This window comes from Nitrosomonas sp. (genome assembly GCF_022842015.1).
Taxonomy (GTDB): Bacteria; Pseudomonadota; Gammaproteobacteria; order Burkholderiales; family Nitrosomonadaceae; genus Nitrosomonas.
Genome location: NZ_JALHQJ010000109.1, coordinates 1 through 5,878, shown reverse-complemented (window position 1 = coordinate 5,878; position 5,878 = coordinate 1). Strand labels below are relative to the sequence as shown.

The window sequence follows — 5,878 nt, the reverse complement described above, 5'->3', positions numbered from 1 at the left end:
TCACTTGCAATGACTTCCAGTGCAGTTTTCAGTCGTGCCTCGCGCTGGGAAAATTCCACCATCTCCACTTCCGCTCCGGCTAGATCCCGATTGGCGGGAATCAAGTCGTATTTCCCCTGCGGACTGCTCACCCGTACATGTTGTATTTCTGCATTGTCCATCAGCACATGATAGACCGTGGCTGTGATCTTTTGCTTGTTGATCCCACTACCCATTGTTGCGTTGGCTTGCGGGTCGAGATCGACCAATAAAACGCGTTTCCCGGATGCCGCCAAACTTGCCGCCAGATTCACGCTAGTGGTGGTTTTCCCGACACCGCCTTTTTGATTGGTAATAGCGAGTATTTTGGTCACGGCATTGGCTCCTTATTGCTTGCGACCGAATCAAGATCATATTTTATAATCACCAATTGCCGCGCTGCTTTCAATTCAGGCACGTTTAGCGTCACGATGTCCTCAATCACAAACGGCTCACGAATTTGCTTGCGTTCCTGTTCTGAGCAAAGTGCTTTCATCGCGACCCAGCGACAATCAATATTTTGTGCATTTGCCCATTGTCGGGTTAACGCGACAAATTCTCCCAGTTCTGAAAAAGCGCGCGAGATAATGGTATTAACGCTTTTGCTTACAACGATATGTTCAATTCGTTGTGCCATGATTTCAACGTTCTTCAATTCCAATTCTATTTTTACTTGTTGTAAAAAAGCGATTTTCTTTTGATTACTTTCCACCAGAGTCACTTGCCAATCGGATTTTGCCAGTGCAATCGGTATTCCCGGCAGTCCTGCCCCTGTGCCAACGTCGATAATGTGCGCGCCATGAATATGCGGCAACACCACAAGACTATCCATCACATGTTGTGTCAGCATCTCTTGCGGAGAACGAATCGCTGTCAGATTATGAACTTTGTTCCATTTTTCAATCAGCGCTATATAGCGCTCGATGCTTTTAGCAAGCTGTTCTTCGGGTGCAGTAACAACCGGATCCAGTGCTCGCAAACTTTGCGTAATCTGCGGAAGCAAACTCATTCATTGACCGCAAATCCGCGCTTCAAATGCACCAGCAGCAGCGAAATCGCCGCCGGCGTCACTCCGGAAATCCGCGATGCTTGGCCCATGGTCTCCGGTTTGTGCTGATTCAATTTTTGCTGCACTTCGTTCGACAGCCCTTTCACCGCGCAATAGTCAATATCCTTCGGCAGTAAAGTATTTTCATATTGCGCTTGACGGGAAACCTCTTCCTGTTGACGCTGGATATAACCGTGATACTTGGCTTGAATCTCGACTTGCTCGGCTACTTGCGCATTCACCACCGGCTCGCCCGCACCCGATAAGGTCATCAATGAAACATAGGTGACATTAGGTCGCTTGAGTAATTCAGTTAATGTATATTCGCGCTCAATGCTTTTACCCAGCACGCGAATAGCATCCTGCTCTGGCAATATTCCTGGCAGCACGCGAATCGAATCAAGTCGATGCTGCTCTTTTTCAATCGCTTCCTGCTTTGCGCTAAATGCCGCCCAGCGCTGATCGTCGATCAAACCCAGCCTTCTGCCGGTTTCAGTCAAACGGAGGTCAGCATTGTCTTCGCGCAATTGCAAGCGGTATTCTGCGCGACTGGTAAACATCCGGTACGGTTCGGTCACGCCGGAAGTTACCAGATCATCGACCAGCACGCCCAGGTAAGCTTCATTACGTTGTGGCAGCCAAGCATCACGCGCCTGAATTTTCAGTGCGGCATTAACTCCGGCCAACAATCCTTGCGCCGCAGCTTCCTCATAGCCTGTAGTGCCGTTGATCTGCCCGGCAAAGAACAAATTCTCGATGGTTTTGGTTTCGAGTGAGCGCTTCAGATTACGCGGATCGAAGTAATCGTACTCAATTGCATACCCTGGTCGCGTGATATGCGCATTCTCCAGACCAGCGATCGAGTGAACCAGCTTAACCTGCACATCGAATGACAAACTGGTTGAAATGCCATTGGGATAGATTTCATACGTGTTCAAACCTTCCGGTTCAAGAAAAATCTGATGCGATTCACGCGCGGAAAAACGTACCACTTTATCCTCAATCGACGGACAATAACGCGGACCGACACCTTCTATTTTTCCGGAAAACAAGGGTGAATCAACTAAACCATCGCGGATAATACTGTGCGTCGCATCATTGGTATGCGTGATCCAACAGGAAATCTGGCGCGGATGCTGAATATTGGCATCAACCAACGAGAACGACGGGGTCGGGCTATCGCCCGGCTGCTCCAGCAGCTTGGCATAATCCATCGTACGGCCATCGATACGCGGCGGCGTACCAGTTTTCAATCGACCTGCCGGAAATTCCATTTCGCGCAACCGCTGCGCCAGTGTCAACGACGGCGGGTCACCGGCACGGCCAGCTTTAAAATGGGTCTTTCCGATATGCGCAAGCCCTGCGAGGAATGTACCCACCGTCAGGATTACCGCACGCGCATGAATTTTAATCTGAAGCTGCGTAACTACGCCAATCACACGATCCTGCTCGACAATCAAATCATCCACTGCCTGCTGCATCACCCGCAGGTTCGGCTGATTCTCCACGCGACTGCGGATCGCTTGCTTATACAGAACACGATCGGCCTGCGCACGCGTTGCCCTGACAGCCGGACCCTTACTCGAATTCAACATGCGAAACTGAATTCCTGCCTCATCTGCCGCCACACCCATCACACCACCCAAGGCATCGATTTCCTTGACCAAATGACTCTTACCGATGCCACCAATCGACGGATTGCACGACATCTGACCAATCGTTTCGATATTATGCGTCAGCAATAACGTCTGGCAACCCATACGCGCAGCCGCCAAGGCAGCCTCAGTCCCGGCATGCCCGCCGCCCACAACAATAATGTCAAAATCCACGTGATTGTTCATGATGTTAAGTTATCGATAGTTCTGATGAAACAAGAAGATTTTTAATAGATTGGTTTCACGTGAAACCTTTCTTGCATTGTAAGCCAAAAAGAGGAAGTTTTCGCGTGCAATTATAGGTGGAGGGTAACGATGAAAGCAAGAATGGCCACAAAGAAGCTTCTTAAAATCATATTATTTTATTATTTTCCTTAACTGGCACAAACCAATCATATAAAATATTCCATGCTTTACATGGATTCTTTGTCGATCGTTTGCTTTTCATCGTTCACCAGAATCAGGGTAATGGCGGCAATCCTAGTTCCTTGAGAAATTCATTATGCTTCCCGGCAGCCTCATCAATCTGTTTCCCCAGCGCTGTCAATTTAGTATGCACAGTCTCTAAATCAATGTCTACTTCTGCTTGTGCCGTGCTGATATAGCGCGAGATATTCAGGTTATAGCCGTTCGCTTCGATCTCTTCCATCGGCACCTGCCGGGCATATCGCTCTTCTTCCTTGCGGAACTGATAGGTGTCGATGATCTTGTCGATGTGTTCCGGCAACAAGCGATTCTGGCGCTTTACCTTATCGAAGTACTCGGCGGCGTTGATAAAAAGCACATCGTCGGGCTTCTTGCACTTCTTCAAAACGAGAATGCACACCGGAATACCGGTTGAAAAAAACAGGTTGGCAGGCAAGCCGATCACGGTGTCAATGTGGCCGTCTTTCAGCAGTTTGGTGCGAATGCGTTCTTCCACGCCGCCACGAAACAGCACGCCATGCGGCAGGATGATGGCCATGACGCCTTCGGGCTTCAGGTAGTGAAAGCCGTGCAGCAAAAAGGCGAAATCGGCAGCGGATTTGGGTGCCAGGCCGTAGTTCTTGAAGCGCATATCTTCGCTCAGAGCCTCCGTCGGCTCCCAGCGGTAGCTAAACGGCGGATTGGCCACCACCGCATCAAATTTCGGCATCTTGGCCGGGTTCATCTCGCGCAGCGAATCCCAATCGTTGGTCAGTGTATCGCCGTGATAAATCTCAAACTCGGAATCCTTCACCCCGTGCAACAGCATGTTCATGCGCGCCAGGTTGTAGGTGGTGATGTTCTTTTCCTGTCCGAAGATTTTTCCTATTGTGCCGCCTGCTTTACGAATCTGATTGCGTACGTTAAGCAACAAAGAGCCAGAGCCACAGGCAAAATCGAACACGCTCTCCAGTTGCTTCTTTTTACCGGTGGCAGGTTCCTGGCTGTCCAGCGTGACAATACCCGACAAGATGCTGGAAATCTGCTGCGGAGTGTAGAACTCGCCCGCCTTCTTGCCGGAACCGGCGGCAAACTGGCCGATCAGGTATTCATAGGCGTCACCCAGGGTGTCCTTGTCGGTAGAGAACTTTTCCAGACCATCGGCAATGGCCTTGATGATGGTGCAAAGCTTGGCGTTTTGCGCGATGTAGCCCTTGCCCAGCTTCTCTGAATTCAAGTTGATTTCGGAGAATAACCCGCCAAAGGTGCTGGCAAAGGATTCGTTCTCGATGTAGTCGAAGCTCTTTTGCAGGGCCTGCAACAATTCCTTGTCTTGCGTGCGGGCCAGCTCCGCGATGCTGCCCCAGAGGTAATCAGGCTTGATCACATAATGCGTTTTGCGACGCATCTGCTTTTCAAACTCGGTGGTATCGTCCGGGTTCTGTGTGTACCACACCGCCAGTGGCGTACAGCGGTCGCCAACTTCCAGTTTCGGATAATCCGGCCCCAGCTCCTTCTGCGCCGCCGTCTCGTAGTTATCGGACAGGTAGCGCAAAAACAGAAAGGAGAGCATATAGTCGCGGAAGTCGTCCGCGTTCATCGCCCCGCGCAGTTGGTCGGCAATGCCCCACAGGGTGTTGCCCAGTTGCTTTTAATCTTGTTCGGTCATGGTGTGGGTTGTTCCTCTGCTTCGCTTGGGAATAAGGCGGGATTAAATGGATAACGTTCGAGAAACTTACGTAGGATTTCTCGGAAATAGTCTTTTGTTTCGATTCCCATTTCATTTGGTTCGAAAAGTGCATATTTTCCGTGACTCAAAAGATCGACGAATCTTTGATGCAGTATCCCATCGGCGTCGTCCTGATCTATTTTAATACATGCTGAGAAATGTCCGTATCCGTGAAACAAAGCGGTCTTTTCCAGTACGACTCGAAGCATATTGAAGTGATAGGTATGGATCGTGTCGCCTTGCGAAACGCGGTGAAGTTCAGCCAAAGCGGCGACGTGATGAAATGATGGAGTGTCACCTTTCTGAAAACGCATGACATAACCACCAGTACCTCGGTCTTGACTTAACACGTACTGCGATGACTGGCGATTGAAGTGATTTTTGAATTCATAATGCAACACGTTGAAGAATAGGTTGTGATGCGTTGAAACGACCGTATTGACTGGATTTGGCGCTTCTCTATACAATTGCACGAGATGGTTTCCAACGACGATGGCGTTGTGCTCGTCAAGAGAAGAAATCGGATCGTCAATGTAGATGTACTTGACCCAGTTGTAAGGCCCCGTCCCGTCATCATCCAACCTTAGTTGCACGATGGCGAGAAAGAAACACCAGATAAAGATATTCTCCTCGCCGCGCGAAATTTTGATGTTATCAACTATTTCCGTTCTCGCGCCCTCACCATTGCCTATGGTAATCTGGCGTGAAAAACTGATCTTCCATTCGGCGGTGTCGATTTGAAAATCAAAGTCGGCGTAGCGACTCAGCAACGGACGGATGCGGTTATCCATTTCCATCTCCGCAAGCCCGGCGAAAAAGCGGGAAGCGGAATTGATTTTCAGCACCCGCTCACTGTCGCCATCCAGATCGTTGTCCCAAGTAAAGAGGTCTTCGGTAAATGAGTTAAAATAAGGCTATGTCACAATTAGTTGTTGAACCTGCCTTGTTTTGCCAAGAGATGCTATAAAACAAAGGATTGGTGTAATACTTTGACCGAGACGGTCAATCATTCTGTGCCATCCG

Annotated in this window: 5 protein-coding genes and 1 pseudogene; all 6 read right to left on the bottom strand. The window is 49.5% G+C overall.

What is annotated here, in order from left to right; genetic code table 11:
* Nucleotides 1-353, bottom strand: a 353-nt coding sequence (locus tag Q0C11_RS14150) for a ParA family protein (protein WP_293009055.1), incomplete at its 3' end; no start/stop codon positions are given.
* Complete coding sequence (gene rsmG, locus Q0C11_RS14145) at nt 350-1,027, bottom strand: 16S rRNA (guanine(527)-N(7))-methyltransferase RsmG (protein ID WP_293009053.1); 678 nt, start codon at nt 1,025-1,027, stop codon at nt 350-352. The genes rsmG and Q0C11_RS14150, both read right to left, overlap by 4 nt.
* A complete protein-coding gene (gene mnmG, locus Q0C11_RS14140; RefSeq protein WP_293009051.1) occupies nt 1,024-2,907 on the bottom strand; it encodes a tRNA uridine-5-carboxymethylaminomethyl(34) synthesis enzyme MnmG in 1,884 nt (627 codons plus the stop codon). The genes rsmG and mnmG overlap by 4 nt, the downstream gene beginning before the upstream one ends.
* Before the next feature lie 274 nt (nt 2,908-3,181).
* Nucleotides 3,182-4,759, bottom strand: coding sequence for a type I restriction-modification system subunit M (locus Q0C11_RS14135; RefSeq protein ID WP_293009057.1), 1,578 nt, complete (start codon nt 4,757-4,759; stop codon nt 3,182-3,184).
* Between the two features lie 32 nt (nt 4,760-4,791).
* Nucleotides 4,792-5,700, bottom strand: a complete 909-nt coding sequence (locus Q0C11_RS14130) for an AAA family ATPase (protein WP_293009049.1) — start codon at nt 5,698-5,700, stop codon at nt 4,792-4,794.
* A gap of 69 nt (nt 5,701-5,769) precedes the next feature.
* Nucleotides 5,770-5,878, bottom strand: a pseudogene (locus Q0C11_RS14125) (IS1595 family transposase); the annotation flags it as partial.

What these genes read in the sequence shown, in the direction of transcription:
- rsmG (WP_293009053.1), bottom strand. Translation starts at nt 1,027, where the DNA reads ATGAGTTTGCTTCCGCAGATTACGCAAAGTTTGCGAGCACTGGATCCG.
- mnmG (WP_293009051.1), bottom strand. Translation starts at nt 2,907, where the DNA reads ATGAACAATCACGTGGATTTTGACATTATTGTTGTGGGCGGCGGGCAT.